The following is a 16,094-nucleotide window of genomic DNA, read 5'->3' as shown; positions in this document are numbered from 1 at the left end:
TGCTCTTTCTGATTATTGGCAGAAAAAAAGGAAGTAGACTCTACTTCCCCTATATCTTTAATTTCATGTTCATTTTTTAAACTAGGATAATCTCCCTTTCTCCCATCTCTTGTAGGAGCATATCCATATTCTTCTTCAGTCCTATATATTTCAGATAGTCCTTTTCCTTCAATTCTTCTGTCAGTCCCCAAGCTTCCATCATCTTGACTTCTTCTCGACTGATAAATTCCTCTATCTCTTCTTCCTTGGATAGTAGATGACTCATTAATGTCCCCTGTAGATACATTATCTGATAGTCTTCTTCCTTGCTTTCCTTGAGAAAGTTCAACCTCATCCTTCCCCAATAATTGAGCTTTCCTATATCCACTTCTTTCGGCATCTCCATATTTGGTACTAATACTTCTACTTCTTGATTCATCAGTTCCATCTTGTAAGTCCCTCCATGTATCTCGAAGGGATTCTCCTTGATTACTGGTGTGTAAATTCCTTCCTCTACTAGATATTCCTTGTCTGCTAATACTACTTTCTCTTTCATCTTCTAAGCCTCCTTCTTCTATATCTTTATTTATATTAGCCGTTAATTCATTATAACGCTCCTTTACATCTTTTGTCTGCTCCCAATTTCTTCTTTCTTGAACTTTCTCTGAAATTTCTAATTTATTTATTTCTCTTCCTAAATCAATTAAAATATTTTTACTTATATTAGATGTAAAATTTAAAGCTTTATCTATGTCCACACTTGATATTTTAGATAATATAGACAAATCTTCTTCCTTTAGTTCATAGGAAACTCCCATTCTCTCACTTACGGAAACTTTTACAGATTCTTTCAGTAAATTAAAAAGATCTATCTTTTGAATAGCCTTCAGGCTTTCATCGGATAGACCTTCTAATATTTCATCAAATTTTCTTCGAACATAACTTCCTGCTAAGGCATCTATTTTATCTTCTTGACTCAATAAAAGCTGGCTGTCTTTTTCTTTAAACTTATCTATTAGTTCATCTAATAAATTAAAATGTTTTTTGCCATCATATTCCCATAATTTTACCTCAGAAATGTTGTGATCAACGCTTACCGTTTGCCTTATATCAAAGATATATTTTATTTTTCCATTTTCTATATCTAAAAGCGGTATTCCTTTTTCTCCTCTTTTGACACTCCTGCCTATGCTTTTCCAGTAATCAAATTCCGCACAAGCTGTAGCCTTGGTATCCATATTGTAAATAGATATTTGGTGTATATATGGATACTTATAGTTGTTACCTACTACCTTTAAATACTCTTCATATTTTTTTATATCTTTCTTAAATTCTTCTTTTACAAGATATATTGATCTACTTAAATCTACTGTATCATATCTTGGCATTCTACCCCTCCTTGTTTTAGTAATAAAAAAAGAAGATATATTTTCTATACCTCCTTATCCATTAAGCTTTATTGTCCCTTATTTTTTCATTTAAACTCTCTTCATATTTTTTTAGTTCGCTAATTATCTTTTCAAATGGTATTTTTTCTCCAAATATCATATTTTTCATACTATCATAATCTTTGGAAAAAATCTCCACTCCTTCTTTTGATGGAATTAACTTTATTCTTCCTTCCATTATCTCATCATATTTCGCCCAATTACTGGCATAAAACTTTTTCTTAAATTGAATAACAGAATTTAATAATTCTAATTGAGAAAAACTTTCTTCTTTTATGTCAGTAAGTAGCATTTTATATACATCATAAAAATGTCTTGAATACCTTGTAGGATAATTTCCATTTATTCTGTTAGCCTCTCTGTGTAGTATAGTTATTTTTTCATAAAAAGTCCTTAAACTATTTACAGATACAACTTCTATATTTTCATTAAATATCTCTGGATAAGTTTCCTCTATATAGGTTTTTATCTTTTTCCTACTTGCTGGAATCGGTTCTGTTAAACTTCCTATTTCTAATCTTATGACTTGAAGTATGGAGTTATCTTCATAATTTTTAGGATAATCAAAGGCAATAGTTTGTCCATCTATTTCATCAATATAAAAATTATATTTCTTGTTCTTTAATAATTTTTTAAAATCTTTTTGCAGGGTTGGCAAAAATTCTTCTTGTATAAACTTTTTTGTATCTTCATTTAGTTTATCATTAAATTTTAATTGCTTTGTTTTACTCCTCTCTTCATAAGGCTCTAACTTTTCATAGCCCAAGAGTTGCCAATTAAGAGCAAAATCTATATCCTCTGAAAATCTTTCTATTAATTTATATACTTTAGATAAACTTGTACCCCCTTTAAAGACAATATAATCCCTATATTTAAAATCACTAAATAGATATTTCAAAATAATACAGACCCATAAGTCCTTCTCCACAATTGCCTTTGACAAATTCAATTTATCTGATGTATTTTGTATAACTAATTCAAGTTCTTCATTTGATATTTCTAATAGCTTTTTCATTATTAATCTCCTGTATTTTCTCTAATATTTCCTGTACCCAAAATGGTAGCTTTAAGGTATCACGCTTTAAGTCTTCTTTAATATTTTGGGCAAATACGGCTAACTTCTTGAGTTCTTCTTCCCCTATTCCATCTTTTCCCAAAGCTCTAATTGCTTGAACTAAAATTGATAGTTCTTTTGAATAAGACGTAATGTTTCTATTACTTGTGTGTTTAAATAGTATTTTCTTATTTCTGTAATCATATTGCCTATATGGTCCATCAGAAATATATATATATTCGTTTGGAACTTGTGTAGATAATCCAGTATAATTTAAAGCTGTATCTCCTGTTGGAGATATGGTCCAAGAAAATTTATCGGCTATCTTTTCTGCCAAGGCGTTTGCATCTGGATAAGAATATTCTTTAAGGATTTCGCTATACTTAGGCTTTGTATATAATCCATCTATAAGTCTTGTGATTTTATCTTCTTCATTTAATCGGTATAAAACGGATTTGATTGTATTCTTTGTCCCCAGTCCATAGAAGTCATTAATAGAAAAAATTTTTCCTGTATTGCTTGTCATTATATCTTCTATTTTCTTGTTTATTGATTCCATTTCTAATACCTCCTGCACCTAAAATTATATACTTTTGGGTGCAAAAAATCAATTGGGTGACATTTAATTTTTGCACTTTTCTTTAAATTCTTCTTTTGCAAGATATATTGATCTACTTAAATCTACTGTATCATATCTTGGCATTCTACCCCTCCTTGTTTTAGTAATAAAAAAAGAAGATATATTTTCTATACCTCCTTATCCATTAAGCTTTATTGTTTTTTGTATCATTTATAAAACTTCCTGCACCTAAAATTATATATTTTGGGGTGCACGAAATGCATTTTATTAGTAACTACTTTTCTCATGGTAAACTACTTCATAAATCAGAAAATGCTCATCAAAGACATTCTTCTATCTTTTGTATTTTTCCTTTGCAGAAGAAATTGAAATAAAATAATTATAATCCTCTATCCCAACGATAACTTCAAAAAATGGTTTGATACTGTTTCCATATGATGGATTGTAATAAACTTATGAATCTATTTGATTTAGATATTCAAGTTAATCTGGGCTTACAGTGTAAAATCCATATTTAATCCTTTCTGCCATTTCTTTCTCCTAAAAAAACAGAGAGGTTTTATCCTCTCCGTTACTTTAATATTTCACCTTTGGGATATAGGTAGCGAGACACCTTCTTTATTTATTAAAAGTATAGCAAATATTCTTAATAATATCAAATCAATAAATTTCCCAAACGCTAATCCTATTATTTACACAATACTGTAATTCTTCAAAAAATCACTTCCTTTCTTCCTATTTACATCTACCAATGGTGTTTTTGATTTCTTCTTCAATTTCTTTTAAAAATATCTCCTTATCTTCTTTCCCATTTGCAATCTCACTTAATCTCATTTCCCATTCTGCTGTTGTTTTTGGTGATTTAAATTCATCTATTACTATTGATACTAAATTTAAGCCCTTTCTTGTTGAAATAAGATTTCTCTTATCTCTTTTTATATAACCTTTATAAATTAGACTTTCTATTATTCCTGCACGAGTGGCTGGAGTCCCTATACCCCTTCTTTCTACTTCAATACCTTTTTCTAAAGCGTCATTTCCTGCTATTTCCATAGCTTTAAGTAAACTATCTTCAGTAAAATGTTTTGGAGGTGTAGTATACCTTTCTTTAATATTTTTTTCCTTTATTTCAAGTTCATCTCCAATATTCACATTAGGAAATATCGTATCTTCACTCTTTTTCGATGTATATTCTTTTAAATACTTTGTAAAGCCCTCATCTTTAATTACTTTGCCAGTGTTTGTAAATTCAAAGCTATCAAATATAGCTACAATTTTTGTTGTATTTTCAACGAGTGGATATCCAACACTTGCGTTTAGTTTATTTAATATTAGTCTATACACCTTAGCTTCACTTTCTGGAAGATAAGATATATCTTTACTCAACGAACTTACTGTAGGTATAATTGCATGGTGATCACTAACTTTTTTTGAATTAAATACAATTTTAATACGCTCTGTATCAAAATCATTTTTCCCCAAAATATTATTTATTGTGCTTACAATCATATCTTCTGTTAAATACCTACTGTCTGTTCTTGGATAGGTTATATATTTCTTCTCATAAAGGCTTTGAGCATAATCTAAAGTCTGTTTTGCACTATATCCAAAATATTTGTTACACTCTCTTTGTAGTGTTGTTAAATCAAAAGGTAAATCTGGTTTCGTTATTTTTTCTTTTTTTACTAAATCTGTAATTTTTATTGTATTGCCTATTAAATTTATCAGCTGTTCAGCTATCACCCTATTATCTATTCTATTAGTGGATAGCATAAACTTATCAAGTTCTATTTCTACTGTATAATATTTTTCTTTTTTAAAATTTTCTATTTCAAAATCTCTATCTACTATCATTGCCAATGTTGGTGTTTGAACTCTCCCTATACTATAATTCTCGTCATATAAGCAAGAGTAAAGTCTACTCATATTCATTCCAACAATCCAGTCGGCTATAGCTCTTACCTTTGCTGAGTCAAAAAGATTATCATAGTATTTTCCATCTTTTAAATTGTTGAATCCTTCTTTTATCGCAGAATCTTCCATAGATGAAATCCAAAGACGCTCTATTTTCTTTTTACAATTTGCTTTCATATACACAAGTCTAAATATAGCTTCTCCTTCTCTTCCTGCATCACAAGCATTAATTATCGTATCCACTTCTTTGCTATTCATCAGCTTTTTAAGAATATTAAATTGTTTCTTTGTGGACTTTACAATTTCGTACTTGTATTCTTTTGGAATAATAGGTAAATCTTCAATTCTCCACTTTTTGTATTTTTCATCATAACTATCAGGATTTGCCATCTGAACTAGATGACCTACACACCAAGATACTCTATAATCATTTCCCTCATAATATCCATCTTTTTTATTCTTTGCTCCTATAACCTTTGCTATTGACATTGCAACGCTTGGTTTTTCTGCTATAACTAATTTCATTTTTTCCTCCTTAATTTTTTATAAAAAAAGAGCGAAAGATTTCTCCTTCGCTCGCAATTTATCATAGCCTTTACTACATCACTTATTTATTTTTTATTAACAAACTATTATCTTCTCTTAGTTTCACAAATTATTTTAGATTTTAATATAAATTTTAAGAACCGTATACTTTTCTATCGTAGATTCTTCTTGTTATACGATAGTTGAGTTTCATATCTGAATGTTTCTATATTTTTATAATTTTTATTCCATTATTTAACACTTCTTCAAATGTTATATCCTTCGCATATATGTTTTTCTCGAATAAACTTCCCATCTTTTCAAAAAATTCTCATTATTAAAAATCATCTTCTTCTGGAATAATTTCTGTATCTTCTATACTTTCTTTTTCATCATTTTCTTTATCATATTCATAATCATCTTCTAATTCGTCATAATCTTCATCATCTTCAATAGTATCCTCTTCTCTTTTTTTGTAAACTTTAAAATAATATCCTGCACCTATTCCCACTAGCATTATAAGAACTATAAAAATATATAATCCTACGCCTGACTTCTTTTCTTTCTCTTTTTCTTTTTGAGGTTCTTCCTTTTTTATAGGCTCTTCTTTTCTAACTACTTTTTCTTCTTTTGATTTAGTATCTCCTTCGATCATATTTAAAAGGTCTTGCTCACCTACTTCTGTTAATAATTGAACATTTTCTTGGTTTTGTGAATGATCTATAATAAGGTGCATTGTCTTGCCTGATTTAGTCTGAAAGGTCAAAAATTGTCTAACGTCTACAAGATTTTCTTCGCCTTCTTTTCTTACTTCATTATCTCCAACTTTAGGAGTTAGATCTTCTCCACTTTCATCTACATTTTCCAATACTGTTCCTCTTGCTTTATTCTCCTTTGTTGCTAAAGAATTAATCGCTTTTGTATTCCCTCCTTTTACAGGCGTTACTGGTTGACACAAATTAATAGAGCTTTCTTTTTGTTCACTTTTTACATTTTTACTATCTGGTATTTTAGGTACTTCTTGATAGGGTATTTTTTGTTTTTCATCAGAAGGATTATACACATCTTCATCAAATAAATTTTCTAATTCTTTATTATTTTCTGGAGTATATATATTATTTAGTTGACTCGTTATTTCACTTTCATTACTTTTTGCTATGGATATACTTGGTATTATTGTAAACATAAAGAGTAACACTAGGGCTACTTTTATTCCGCTTTTCTTCATCTTTAGCTCCTTTTTTATTTTATATTTTTAAATACATATACTGCTTTTTTGTTATTATCCCATTCAATGCTTTGATCTTTTCCGTCTTTTATATCTCCACAAGTTGCATTAAAAGCTTTTGCAATATTTGAAATAGAAGCATGAACTCTTCCATTTATAATTACTGGCTTAGTATCAGAATGATAAATATTTCCGTCACTATCTTTCATGACTCCTGTGTCTATATTTAATCTCAATGTTTTCTTTGGAAGAACGATATTTTCTTTATTGGAAAATATAGCTTCTCTTTTGTTGTCATCATATTCAACGTTAAATCCTAAAGTATAGGCTGTATATCTTATAGGTAACATAATATGATCATCTTGAATGTATGCCTTAACATCCATATACACAGTAGTTTTCTTTCCATCTTTTATGACATTATAGTAATCTTTTCCTACTTGAAACACGCTAAATTCATCACTCTTACTACATGGCTTTATATTATCCTCTCTTTTACTAATAACTTCTTTAGTATCTACTACTTCTTTGTTAGTAATCTTTTCTTCTACATCTTTATCATGTTTTGTTTCTATTTCTGCTTGTTTCTTCTTAAGATTATCCAGAGTTTTTTCAAGCTTTTCCTTATCATTTATAGCTTTTTCTTTTTCCCCTGTTTTGTTTTTCTTTAGGTATTTCTCTAGTTCACTGATTCTTTTATTACATTCTTCTATTTTTTTGTCTAAGTCATTTTGGAGATTTTCAAACTCTTTTGTTTGTTGTTCTATTTTATCTTCCAAGCTTTTTATCTGTTCTTGTAATTCTTTTTTATCTTTTTCTGCTTTAGATCTTAATTCAGTTAATTCTTCTTCAAGAGATTTTACTTTCTCGCAAGAATTTTCTTTATCTTCTTTTGCCTTATCTACTTGGTCTTTTAATTTTTCTAATCTTTCTTCTTTTGCCTTTAAAGTATCTTCTATTTTCTTTATTTTCTCCTCTTTTAATTCTATATTTTGATCCTTTTCTTTAATCTCTTTTTCTAATTGACCAATCTTTTCTCTTGTTTCTTTAAAACTTTCTTCATTAACTTCTGCCTTTTCACCTTTTGCTTCTAATTCCCATTTTTCAGAAGATAATTCTTCTTTTAATTTTTCACTTTCTTCTTGAAGTTTCTTTACTTCATCTCTTAGCTGTTCTAGCTCAGCTATTTGCTTTTTGTCTTTACTTTCTAGAGCACATATTTTTTCTTCTAGACCTTTAATTACTCTTTCTTTTTCTAATAATTGATCTTCTAGGCATTTCTTATCTTCTAAAAAATTATCTTCCTTATTTTTATATGAATCTAATTTCTCTTGAAGCTTTTTTATTTGATCTTTATTTATCTCTTTATCTTTATTTAAGTTTTTAATTTTCTCTTGTAAGTCTGTAATTTCTTTTTCTAAATTTTCTACATTGCTACATATCATTTCAGCTTCAATTTTATTTGTGTTTTGTAAACTTTTTTCTGAACTAGCATATATATGACTCATAGGCGTTATATTTATAATACTTGCTAGTATTATTCCAAACGCTAAAACTCTATTTCCTATTCTTTTCATTACTTTTCTTCTCCTTCATTAATTTGACTTATACTTTTTTCTTTTCTTTCTTCTTCCTTATTTTTTCTTACTATATATAAAAATTCATCAAGGGATATTTTTTTGCTACGAAACTCTTTGATAACTTCCATATTCTCTAATTCTTCTTGTTCTTCTTCTAAGATTTGAAGTTCCAACTCAATATCTTCTTTTTTCTTTACTAACTTTTTTTGTTTTTCTATATTTTTGATTAGTTTTTTATTCATTTTTTATCACCTTTTCTATCTTGTTCTGCCAAAGGCATAAAAGTGTTCTTTCCAATATCTTGTATTAATATTTGCATATTGAATAGGATCTCCTGCATGAATCATCATTCCATTGCCTGCATATATTCCTACGTGAGATATTGGTGTTCCAGAATTATATGTTCCTTTGAAGAAAATTATATCTCCAGGCTTTGCTTGACTAGGCGATACAGGATTACAATAATCAGTATATATTCTCCAAGCTGTTGTTCTTGGCATATTCTTTACTCCTGATTTTGTAAATGACCAACATACAAATCCTGAACAGTCAAAATTCCTTGGTCCACTAGCTCCAAAAACATATCTTTTTCCTATATGTTTTTCAGCTTCTCCAAATAATCTCCTTACTGCTACATCATCAAACTCTATACCGGGATTTCCAAAATTTGGATTATCTACTATATCCCCTAAATCTCCATAACCAGAGCCAAAATAATCTCCCATATTTCCTTGATTTTCTAATAATGATAAGTAGTGAGCCATATTAGTTTCATAATTTGCAAACTCTTCTTTTGCAATTTTATCAATACTTTTCTTGGTAATGGTAAGAGTCAATATTTTATAGGTGTATGGATTTCCATCTTTATCATATTTAGTAATAGTTTTTGATGTATACTCTTTTTTGTACATCTGATTAAAGAGTTTTTTTAGCTCCTTTTTTATTTCATCAGTCGACTTAATTTCTCCATATCTTGCTGTTAAATAACTAAATAGCTCGTGAACATCATGACCTACTGGATCTCCTTTTATATGATATTCATCGTAGTTTGGATAATTTTCTTCAATGCTATCTATCTCATCTTGCAAAGCATATTCATAACTTGAAAATTCATTATTTACATCACTTAGCACTTCTTTTTTTGATAAGTAACTTGTGGCCATAACATTACTTGTAATACCTGAAGTAATACTTCCAATATTACTTATTTCTTTAAACAGCATGAAAAAAAGTCCTAAAATGCAAAGGACAATAAAAATATTTTTATATCCCTTATTTTTTAGAACTTCTGTTGTCTTTTTACTCATATTTGTAATAGACTTTTTTATTCTATTTTTTAAGCTTACTTCTTGTTTTTTTCTGAAATCTTTCTGAAATTTTTTCTTCATAAAAAATCGATTCAATTTATTGGTATTTTGATAGGCTCTAGATTTTTTTAATTCTTCAAAATCTTTTTCAAATAATAATCTACTTTCTTTCTTATGAATTTTATTATCTAATTTCTCTAATTTTCTTTTAGTTCTTAAAGCTTTTTTTCTACGATTACGTCTAATATTTTTTCCAATAAGCTCTGTACTTCTGCTTACTTTATATGATGCATCTATTCCTGCATTATCTTCTTTTCCGCTATAAAGATAGTTTGATGCCATTGCACTTGCAAGAATTAAAGGATTTTCTAATCCCCCTTTTTTTACTTTTTTATTATCTTTAACTAGGTCTTTTTCTTTTTTTGCTTTTTTCGAGTGTAATTTTGAGATCTTTTCTTCATCTTTTTGAAGCTTATATTTTACCTTCAATTTATCTTCTATAAACTTACTTTGTCCTTCTTTTACATTCGAACTTTCCTTTTTTGTTCTTGTATATTTTTCATTTAGATTAAAATTAGCTCTTTTACCTTCTTTTTTGTTATTATCTATAATTTTATTTTTATTATTTAGATCTACAGAGCATTTTTCCTTTAAGTTCTTACCAGTCTTTAGTTTCTGATAATTCTTATTATCCATTTTACTTTCTGTTAAGTATAAACTTTTTGCCCTAAACTTCTTACCTTTATAACCCCTTACATTAGATCTTTCTATTTTTGTTGAAATGGACTTATTTTGAAACGAACTTTCTTGTTTGTCGCTTTGATACTGCTCTTTATTTTTTCTAAAGTCATTTAGAAATTTTTTATTTCTATACTTTGGAAAATACTTTTCATCATCACTAGTATCTCTATAAGAAATATTACTATCTCTAAAGTCCATATCATAACGGTCTATTACTCCATCATTATCTAAATCTTTAGACAATGGGTCATAAACTTCTAACTTATCTTTATTCTTTATTCCATTCTTAGATATATGATTAGAACTCTTCTTGAAATTACTTATCCTATTTTCATATACTCTATCATTTTCTTTCTTGATTCTTTCTTCTCTAATTTTATCTTCTACTTCATTATCTTGTTTCAAGTTATCAAGTATTTTATATTTTTCTCTATATACTTTCTCCTGTCTTTTTCTTTGTATTTTTCCCTTATCTGATTTTTCATTAACATTAGGTATATATTTATTATCTAGTTCTTGAAAGTAGCTAGAAGTTTTCTTTATATTATCATAATTCTCAACTTCAGAAACTTGTCTATAACTATTTTTTTCATTCATAAAAGAGCTATTTTCTCTTTCAGGATTTTTGTTTAATAGAATGGGTGAATCTTTTTTATTTTTTATAGTGTTGTTACTTATATTTTTCTTTTCTAATATAAGTTTACTTTTTGGTACATCTCTAGGATTTATTTTGCCCTTTTCTTTTTTCATAAACGCCTCCTATTTCATATTTTCTTCAATCCTTTCTTTAGCCATCTTGCAATAGTCCTCATTTAATTCTATTCCTATATATTCTCTATTCATTTTAGTAGCAACCATTCCAACTGTGCCTGATCCCATAAATGGATCTAATATTAACCCATTATTAGGACAAGCTGCTTTTATACAAATTTCTACTAATTTTGGTGGAAATACTGCATAGTGTTTTCCTTTAAAGGCATTAGTATTTATTGTCCAAATATCTCTACTATTTCTAAACTGAGGAACATTATCTCCTATATATTCTCCATATTCTCTTGCTTCATTTATTCTCTGTCTTTTAGCACCTGTATTTTCTTTTAAGTACTTATTGTCTTTTCCCCTTGCCCTTATATATCTTTTTTTACTTATTTCTTTCATGGGTTCTTTCATTGCTTCATAGTTATAAAAATATTTTTTTGATTTAGAGAGTAAAAAAATATGCTCGTATGATCTTGATGGTCTATCTTTACATGATTCTGGCATAGCATTTTCTTTATGCCATATAATATCACTTCTTAAATACCAACCGTCTTCTCTTAGTTTTAATGCAAGTTGCCAAGGAATTCCAATCAAATCTTTTGTCTTATATCCTCTTAATTTTTTCGTGACAGAAACTTTTTGACCTGTTCTTCCACTTTTATCTTTTGGGCCTTTGTATTCTTTCTTGCTTCCAGTACCAACGTAAGAATCTCCTATTACAATCCATAAAGTTCCATCTTTTTTTAATACTCTTTTTACTTGGTCAAATACTTCTACTAACTTATTTAAATACTCTTCAGGACTTTTTTCTCTTCCAATTTGACCTTTAACTTTATAATCTCTTAATCCATAATAAGGAGGAGAAGTAATACAGCAATCAAATATCTCATTAGGTAGTTCTTTTAAGGCTACTAATGCATCTAAATTAATAATATAGTTACTTTTTATCTTATTCTTCATAACTTTCTTTTAACTCCTCTGGCTTTGTTGTCATTAGTCTATATAGCTTAGTATCTTTAGGGAATCTATCCACGAATGGAACAATGGTATTCCCATAAAACAAAAGCCCTTCTCCTTCATTAGAGTTGGTTACATATGATAATTGGTAAAGTGATATATTTAGTTTATCTGCTAATATTTCCCTATCCCCAGAGGCTTGATTTAGCATCAATATAAAGTCTGTATTATCAAATATATTTTCTATTTCAGGACTAGCTAAAAGATCCTTGACATTCTGAGTTAACCCTGTTGGTATTCCTCCCCATTTACGAAATCTTTTCCAAATTTCTATTGAATAACTTGCTGTTTGTTCTTCTCTTAACAATAAATGGAATTCATCGCAATAATACCTAGTTTCTTTCTTATTCCTATTAATTGTAACTCTATTCCAAACTTGATCTTGAACAATAAGCATTCCAATTTTTCTTAATTGCTTTCCCAATTCTTTGATGTCATAACAAAGTATTCTATTTTTAGTATCTACATTAGTTCTATGATTAAAAACATTTAAGCTTCCTTTAACATATATTTCCATTTCTACCGCAAGTTTTTTCCCTACTTTTTCCTCTTGTTCCAAAAGTAAGTTATATAAATCTTCTAAAATTGGCATATTAGAAGGTATAGGATTATCAAAGTAGTTTTTATATAAGATTGGAAGACATCTATCTATAACAGAAGTTTCTTCTGCACTCAGTCCTTCTTTTCCCACTACTAATTCAAATAATGATAGTATAAAGTCAGACTTTAATGACAATGGATTATCTTCATCTGCATAATCTAAGTTTATATCTAATGGATTAATATAGTCTCTACTAGTAGGTGATATCCTTATAACTTCTCCTCCTAATGCTCTAGTTAAATTCCCATATTCGGATTCAGGATCACATATTATAATGTCATCTTGTGTAATTAAAAAGGCATTGGTAATTTCTCTTTTAGCCGAGAAAGATTTTCCCGACCCTGGTGTTCCAAGTATTAAACCATTAGGATTTTTTAACAGCTTTCTATCTGTCATTATGATATTTCGACTTAATGCATTTAAACCATAATATAAGCTTTCTCCTTCTAAACATAATTCTTCTGTAGTAAATGGAATAAAGATCGCTGTAGAACTTGTAGTGAGTCCCCTTTTCACCTCAATGTCATTCTTTCCAATGGGCAATGAGGACATAAGAGCTTGTTCTTGCCTATAATTAAGATTCTTTAATACACAATTATGTCTACCTGCTATAGAGTTTAATTGAAAAATTACATTGTTCAATTTCTTTCTGCTTTTTTCTATATTTGTAAATAAAATGGTAATTACAAACATTCTCTCGTTATGATTTTGAAGCTCTAATAAAAGTCTTTTAGCATCATTTCCATAAGTGATCAAGTCTGAAGGTAATATATCCATGTCATATCCCGATCTTATAGCTTTTTTATTTTCTTCAATTTTCATCTTATCTAGATCTGTAATTTTTCTTTTTATCATTTTAATTGCGTTTGTTTGATCGATAGAGTTTATATGAAAGGTTACAATCATATTTTCTTCAACTTCTAAAAATTCAGATAATAGTCTATCAGATAATTCTGGTGCAAGAATCTGTAAAAAATTTACTTCTCCAAAGTATTCTCCTACTCTAAACTGATTTATAGATGAAAAATTAAAAGAAGTCGGAGAAATATAATCTTTTGTAGATAGACCACTATGCTTTAAATCATCATATGAAAAAGTAAATTTTTTATCTTTATTTAAAATATCATGAATTACCTTTAATCTTTCGTATCCATCTAGCACATAAGCCTTAACTCCCATTTTCTTAAAATTATTTAGTATGTCCATTTCCATTCTTTCAAGTCTAATTGTAGCTTCTTTTATATCCTGTGCTTCTAAGCTAAAAGTGATATACATATATTTACTTAATCCATTGTTCCCTTTTTCACTTTGATTTTTTAACATCTCTCTATATTCTTTTCTTATCTCATTAAAAGAATCATCTCTATATGGGATATTAATATTTTTTTCTATTTCTTCATTTTCCCCTATTCTATTAATATATGAGAGTTCAATATCTACACTTGGATCAAAGTAATTTAAAAAGTTAGAAAATTCATTAAAAATACTTTCTTTATCTTCTTCTGTCGAAAGCTGATAATTAATATCTAAAAATCTTATCATTTTATTAAATTTATTCTTTTCTATTTGACAAATTCCATTTCTAAGCATTCTTAAATAAGGAATTGTATCTTGAACACTTTTTTTCTTTTGTTTTCTTCCTTTAAAAAAAGAAAGCTCTTTCTTTTGCTTTCTTTGTCCTTTGTACTTCTTTGAATTTTCTATTTTCTTTTGACTTTTACCTATGCTTTTTAAATCTTCTTTCTGCTTTTTTAAATTCTCTTTTTCTACGTTTAATTTTTTTTGCTGTCTTTTTTGTATTTGATTCATTTTCTCCTTTCCTTCCTTTTACTTATTTTTCTTTCTATATCATAAATACAATCTGTTCTATATAGTCGAATACTGGGTTGAGTCTTTTTTTCTATCATGTACTTAAGATACTTCTCAAAATACAGACCATCCTTTTCATAAAGTGTTGTGAAAATAATAGGAAATGCTACTCCTATCATAATAAGCATAGATATATCATTTGGTAGATTTTTTCTTGATAATATATAAATAGGAAAGCCTATTACTCCTGCTATTGTAAATCCAATTAATTGTCTTTTTGTTAAATTTAATGCTACTTTTGTTTTTACTTTAGTTAAATCTTTTGGAACATTTACATATGCCATTATTCTATTTCCTCTATTCTATAAATCATCATCTCATCTTCCCTTTCTTTTTTTCTTATTTTATTTGTTATATATGATCCAATTATAATTATTGGTAATCCTATTATTCCAAACCTTTTAATTTTAAGTTCATTCTTTCTTTTATTTATTCCTTTAAACATTTCTCCTCCCTTTAATGTGCATTTAATATTGATTTTGCAATACTTCCAGATTTCATCATCGTAATTCCAAGTATTAGTGTGTAGCCAAGTAGTTCAAAAATACTCTTGTGTATATCTGTTATACTTAAAGTCTTTACAAGAACTGCGTAAATACCTACACATATAAGCAAAAATAACCCTTGTAGTCCAAGAGCAAAAAGTCCTCTAATATAATTAGTTCCTATGCTCCCCCATTCTTTGTTTCCCATAGTGGCAAAAGGTATAGCACAAACAGAGGTATAGATATATATTTCTATCATTCTTCCATAAAGTATTACCGTTATTAATACCGATATTCCTTGAATTATCATTTTTACTATAGAGGTTTCTATTACTACTGTCATAAGTTTTCCTATTGATTCATTCTTCAATGTTTCTGTCATAGCCGCTATATCCCCTGGTGAAACTTTTGAACTCACATTAGCTACTCCTGCTGCTTTTCCTATTAAACTTTGAGCTACATCAAATACTGCCATAGAGAATTCAAAAGCATGAGATACCAACCATACAGCTATCCACATTTTTATAATATATTTAAAGAAATCAAATGTATCTGTATCGTTCATATTATTCTTATTCATTACCATTTGAATTAACTCAATACATAAAACTGCAGTTATGATAAGACCTGCTATAGGAAGTATTACATTTTCACTTATTGACTTTATAAAGTGGAAAACTTCCGAGTTCCATCCACTCGGAGTTTTTCCAACTTCTGTTGCTATCGTAGATACTTTATCATTTATATCAAGAAGCATTCCACTTAAATTTTCCTTGATCATGTCTATAAGCATCTCCGAAAAAAACTCTTTGATCTTATCTACTATATTAAACATCTTATTTTAGTACATTTGCTAAAAGTGGAATTAATTTAAGTCCAATAAGTACAATTCCTCCACCTGCCATAAGTTGCTTAATACCTTGAGATTTAGCTCCAGATTGCGATAGGTAAGCCTACAGTTTCAGTGTTTCCAGCTTTTCCCCCGCTTAGCACCGTGCATGCGACTT

General features: G+C 28.4%; 13 protein-coding genes and 2 pseudogenes. All 15 read right to left on the bottom strand.

The genetic code is table 11. The annotated features are described in order from the left end of the window. Nucleotides 1-76 precede the first annotated feature (76 nt). Nucleotides 77-379 (bottom strand): TnpV protein, encoded by a 303-nt coding sequence (locus tag ABXG81_RS02625; RefSeq protein WP_353529237.1) that lies wholly within the window; start codon nucleotides 377-379, stop codon nucleotides 77-79. A 1,049-nt stretch (nucleotides 380-1,428) separates the two neighbouring features. Further along, on the bottom strand, nucleotides 1,429-2,442 hold the full coding sequence (locus ABXG81_RS02620; RefSeq protein ID WP_353529044.1) for a nucleotidyl transferase AbiEii/AbiGii toxin family protein: 1,014 nt from the start codon (nucleotides 2,440-2,442) through the stop codon (nucleotides 1,429-1,431). Continuing rightward, the gene (locus ABXG81_RS02615; RefSeq protein WP_010248079.1) at nucleotides 2,414-3,040 is read right to left on the bottom strand and encodes a DUF6088 family protein; all 627 of its coding nucleotides are present in this window, start codon (nucleotides 3,038-3,040) and stop codon (nucleotides 2,414-2,416) included. The genes ABXG81_RS02620 and ABXG81_RS02615 overlap by 29 nt, the downstream gene beginning before the upstream one ends. 354 nt (nucleotides 3,041-3,394) lie before the next feature. Then, nucleotides 3,395-3,496: pseudogene (locus tag ABXG81_RS02610) on the bottom strand (type III toxin-antitoxin system ToxN/AbiQ family toxin); the annotation flags it as partial. Between the two features lie 300 nt (nucleotides 3,497-3,796). Continuing rightward, the gene (locus ABXG81_RS02605; RefSeq protein WP_353529043.1) at nucleotides 3,797-5,500 is read right to left on the bottom strand and encodes a DNA topoisomerase 3; all 1,704 of its coding nucleotides are present in this window, start codon (nucleotides 5,498-5,500) and stop codon (nucleotides 3,797-3,799) included. 337 nt (nucleotides 5,501-5,837) lie between these two features. Then, a complete protein-coding gene (locus ABXG81_RS02600) occupies nucleotides 5,838-6,728 on the bottom strand; it encodes a CD1107 family mobile element protein (protein WP_353529042.1) in 891 nt (296 codons plus the stop codon). A 14-nt stretch (nucleotides 6,729-6,742) separates the two neighbouring features. Next, nucleotides 6,743-8,305: a stalk domain-containing protein gene (locus ABXG81_RS02595; RefSeq protein ID WP_353529041.1), complete on the bottom strand. Its 1,563-nt coding sequence runs from the start codon at nucleotides 8,303-8,305 to the stop codon at nucleotides 6,743-6,745. Continuing rightward, a complete protein-coding gene (locus tag ABXG81_RS02590) occupies nucleotides 8,305-8,550 on the bottom strand; it encodes a hypothetical protein (protein WP_010248092.1) in 246 nt (81 codons plus the stop codon). The genes ABXG81_RS02595 and ABXG81_RS02590 overlap by 1 nt, the downstream gene beginning before the upstream one ends. Before the next feature lie 15 nt (nucleotides 8,551-8,565). Next, nucleotides 8,566-11,106, bottom strand: coding sequence for a C40 family peptidase (locus tag ABXG81_RS02585; protein WP_353529040.1), 2,541 nt, complete (start codon nucleotides 11,104-11,106; stop codon nucleotides 8,566-8,568). Nucleotides 11,107-11,115: 9 nt separating this feature from the next. Then, a complete protein-coding gene (locus ABXG81_RS02580; RefSeq protein ID WP_353529039.1) occupies nucleotides 11,116-12,075 on the bottom strand; it encodes a site-specific DNA-methyltransferase in 960 nt (319 codons plus the stop codon). Next, a complete protein-coding gene (locus ABXG81_RS02575) occupies nucleotides 12,065-14,542 on the bottom strand; it encodes a VirB4-like conjugal transfer ATPase, CD1110 family (protein WP_353529038.1) in 2,478 nt (825 codons plus the stop codon). The genes ABXG81_RS02580 and ABXG81_RS02575 overlap by 11 nt, the downstream gene beginning before the upstream one ends. After that, on the bottom strand, nucleotides 14,539-14,886 hold the full coding sequence (locus tag ABXG81_RS02570; protein ID WP_156702307.1) for a PrgI family protein: 348 nt from the start codon (nucleotides 14,884-14,886) through the stop codon (nucleotides 14,539-14,541). Before ABXG81_RS02570 ends, ABXG81_RS02575 begins: the two co-directional genes overlap by 4 nt. Then, a complete protein-coding gene (locus ABXG81_RS02565) occupies nucleotides 14,886-15,047 on the bottom strand; it encodes a hypothetical protein (RefSeq protein WP_156702309.1) in 162 nt (53 codons plus the stop codon). The genes ABXG81_RS02570 and ABXG81_RS02565 overlap by 1 nt, the downstream gene beginning before the upstream one ends. A gap of 11 nt (nucleotides 15,048-15,058) precedes the next feature. Then, nucleotides 15,059-15,922 (bottom strand): VirB6/TrbL-like conjugal transfer protein, CD1112 family, encoded by an 864-nt coding sequence (locus ABXG81_RS02560; protein WP_010248107.1) that lies wholly within the window; start codon nucleotides 15,920-15,922, stop codon nucleotides 15,059-15,061. A 1-nt stretch (nucleotide 15,923) separates the two neighbouring features. Beyond that, a pseudogene (locus ABXG81_RS02555) lies at nucleotides 15,924-16,037 on the bottom strand (Maff2 family mobile element protein); the annotation flags it as partial. Nucleotides 16,038-16,094: the final 57 nt, after the last annotated feature.

The sequence above is a fragment of the Anaerococcus nagyae genome (assembly GCF_040364225.1).
Classification (GTDB): domain Bacteria; phylum Bacillota; class Clostridia; order Tissierellales; family Peptoniphilaceae; genus Anaerococcus; species Anaerococcus nagyae.
The sequence above is the reverse complement of the archived record's forward strand: the minus strand, read 5'-3'. Positions and strand labels throughout refer to the sequence as shown.

Coding starts and splice junctions, on each gene's coding strand:
- ABXG81_RS02625 (WP_353529237.1), bottom strand. CDS start 379: ATGCCGAAAGAAGTGGATATAGGAAAGCTCAATTATTGGGGAAGGATG.
- ABXG81_RS02575 (WP_353529038.1), bottom strand. CDS start 14,542: ATGAATCAAATACAAAAAAGACAGCAAAAAAAATTAAACGTAGAAAAA.
- ABXG81_RS02615 (WP_010248079.1), bottom strand. CDS start 3,040: ATGGAATCAATAAACAAGAAAATAGAAGATATAATGACAAGCAATACA.
- ABXG81_RS02560 (WP_010248107.1), bottom strand. CDS start 15,922: ATGTTTAATATAGTAGATAAGATCAAAGAGTTTTTTTCGGAGATGCTT.
- ABXG81_RS02580 (WP_353529039.1), bottom strand. CDS start 12,075: ATGAAGAATAAGATAAAAAGTAACTATATTATTAATTTAGATGCATTA.
- ABXG81_RS02605 (WP_353529043.1), bottom strand. CDS start 5,500: ATGAAATTAGTTATAGCAGAAAAACCAAGCGTTGCAATGTCAATAGCA.
- ABXG81_RS02585 (WP_353529040.1), bottom strand. CDS start 11,106: ATGAAAAAAGAAAAGGGCAAAATAAATCCTAGAGATGTACCAAAAAGT.
- ABXG81_RS02620 (WP_353529044.1), bottom strand. CDS start 2,442: ATGAAAAAGCTATTAGAAATATCAAATGAAGAACTTGAATTAGTTATA.
- ABXG81_RS02590 (WP_010248092.1), bottom strand. CDS start 8,550: ATGAATAAAAAACTAATCAAAAATATAGAAAAACAAAAAAAGTTAGTA.
- ABXG81_RS02600 (WP_353529042.1), bottom strand. CDS start 6,728: ATGAAGAAAAGCGGAATAAAAGTAGCCCTAGTGTTACTCTTTATGTTT.
- ABXG81_RS02570 (WP_156702307.1), bottom strand. CDS start 14,886: ATGGCATATGTAAATGTTCCAAAAGATTTAACTAAAGTAAAAACAAAA.
- ABXG81_RS02595 (WP_353529041.1), bottom strand. CDS start 8,305: ATGAAAAGAATAGGAAATAGAGTTTTAGCGTTTGGAATAATACTAGCA.
- ABXG81_RS02565 (WP_156702309.1), bottom strand. CDS start 15,047: ATGTTTAAAGGAATAAATAAAAGAAAGAATGAACTTAAAATTAAAAGG.